The following is a 2,603-nucleotide window of genomic DNA, read 5'->3' as shown; positions in this document are numbered from 1 at the left end:
TTCAGCTGAAAATCTACTTCAGAGCCACTCTAAAACACCTTTGGTGTTGTAAGGTTAAGCCTCTCGGGTCATTAGTACTGGTTAGCTCAATGCATCGCTGCACTTACACACCCAGCCTATCAACGTCTTAGTCTTAAACGTCCCTTCAGGTGGCTTAAAGCCACAGGGAAGACTCATCTCGAGGCAAGTTTCGCGCTTAGATGCTTTCAGCGCTTATCTTTTCCGCATTTAGCTACCGGGCAATGCCATTGGCATGACAACCCGAACACCAGTGATGCGTCCACTCCGGTCCTCTCGTACTAGGAGCAGCCCCTCTCAATCTTCCAACGCCCACGGCAGATAGGGACCGAACTGTCTCACGACGTTCTAAACCCAGCTCGCGTACCACTTTAAACGGCGAACAGCCGTACCCTTGGGACCTACTTCAGCCCCAGGATGTGATGAGCCGACATCGAGGTGCCAAACACCGCCGTCGATATGAACTCTTGGGCGGTATCAGCCTGTTATCCCCGGAGTACCTTTTATCCGTTGAGCGATGGCCCTTCCATTCAGAACCACCGGATCACTATGACCTACTTTCGTACCTGCTCGAGCCGTCACTCTCGCAGTCAAGCTAGCTTATGCCATTGCACTAACCTCACGATGTCCGACCGTGATTAGCTAACCTTCGTGCTCCTCCGTTACTCTTTAGGAGGAGACCGCCCCAGTCAAACTACCCACCAGACACTGTCCTCACCCCGGATTACGGGGCCGAGTTAGAACATCAAACATTAAAGGGTGGTATTTCAAGGTTGGCTCCACGCAGACTGGCGTCCACGCTTCAAAGCCTCCCACCTATCCTACACATCAAGGCTCAATGTTCAGTGTCAAGCTATAGTAAAGGTTCACGGGGTCTTTCCGTCTTGCCGCGGGTACACTGCATCTTCACAGCGAGTTCAATTTCACTGAGTCTCGGGTGGAGACAGCCTGGCCATCATTACGCCATTCGTGCAGGTCGGAACTTACCCGACAAGGAATTTCGCTACCTTAGGACCGTTATAGTTACGGCCGCCGTTTACCGGGGCTTCGATCAAGAGCTTCGCATTGCTGCTAACCCCATCAATTAACCTTCCGGCACCGGGCAGGCGTCACACCGTATACGTCCACTTTCGTGTTTGCACAGTGCTGTGTTTTTATTAAACAGTTGCAGCCAGCTGGTATCTGCGACTGGCTTCAGCTCCGGGAGCAAGTCCCTTCACCTACGCGCCAGCGTGCCTTCTCCCGAAGTTACGGCACCATTTTGCCTAGTTCCTTCACCCGAGTTCTCTCAAGCGCCTGAGTATTCTCTACCTGACCACCTGTGTCGGTTTGGGGTACGATTTCGTGTTACCTGGAGCTTAGAGGCTTTTCCTGGAAGCATGGCATCAACTACTTCACCACCGTAGTGGCTCGTTATCACGCCTCAGGGTTAATATGTAACCGGATTTACCAAGTCACACCCCCTACACGCTTGAACCGGGACAACCGTCGCCCGGCTAGCCTAGCCTTCTCCGTCCCCCCTTCGCAGTAACACCAAGTGCTGGAATATTAACCAGCTTCCCATCGACTACGCTTTTCAGCCTCGCCTTAGGGGTCGACTCACCCTGCCCCGATTAACGTTGGACAGGAACCCTTGGTCTTCCGGCGTGCGGGTTTTTCACCCGCATTATCGTTACTTATGTCAGCATTCGCACTTCTGATACCTCCAGCAACCCTCACAGGTCACCTTCGACGGCTTACAGAACGCTCCCCTACCCAACAACGCCTAAGCGTCGCTGCCGCAGCTTCGGTGCATGGTTTAGCCCCGTTACATCTTCCGCGCAGGCCGACTCGACCAGTGAGCTATTACGCTTTCTTTAAATGATGGCTGCTTCTAAGCCAACATCCTGGCTGTCTATGCCTTCCCACATCGTTTCCCACTTAACCATGACTTTGGGACCTTAGCTGGCGGTCTGGGTTGTTTCCCTCTTCACGACGGACGTTAGCACCCGCCGTGTGTCTCCCGTGATAACATTCTTCGGTATTCGTAGTTTGCATCGAGTTGGTAAGCCGGGATGGCCCCCTAGTCGAAACAGTGCTCTACCCCCGAAGATGAGTTCACGAGGCGCTACCTAAATAGCTTTCGGGGAGAACCAGCTATCTCCCGGTTTGATTGGCCTTTCACCCCCAGCCACAAGTCATCCGCTAATTTTTCAACATTAGTCGGTTCGGTCCTCCAGTTAGTGTTACCCAACCTTCAACCTGCCCATGGCTAGATCACCGGGTTTCGGGTCTATACCTTGCAACTTGACGCCCAGTTAAGACTCGGTTTCCCTACGGCTCCCCTATTCGGTTAACCTTGCTACAAAATATAAGTCGCTGACCCATTATACAAAAGGTACGCAGTCACCCAACAAAGTAGGCTCCCACTGCTTGTACGTACACGGTTTCAGGTTCTATTTCACTCCCCTCGCCGGGGTTCTTTTCGCCTTTCCCTCACGGTACTGGTTCACTATCGGTCAGTCAGGAGTATTTAGCCTTGGAGGATGGTCCCCCCATATTCAGACAGGATGTCACGTGTCCCGCCCTACTCATCGAACTCACAA

At 52.8% G+C, this 2,603-nt stretch carries 1 rRNA gene; it reads right to left on the bottom strand.

Annotated features, from left to right (window positions below):
• Positions 1-50: 50 nt before the first annotated feature.
• A 23S ribosomal RNA gene (locus ACO0U8_RS24170) occupies positions 51-2,603 on the bottom strand; the annotation flags it as partial.

Origin of the sequence: Rahnella sp. EDr1-12, assembly GCF_049206505.1 — a bacterium.
GTDB lineage: Bacteria > Pseudomonadota > Gammaproteobacteria > Enterobacterales > Enterobacteriaceae > Rahnella > Rahnella rivi.
The sequence above is the reverse complement of the archived record's forward strand: the minus strand, read 5'-3'. Positions and strand labels throughout refer to the sequence as shown.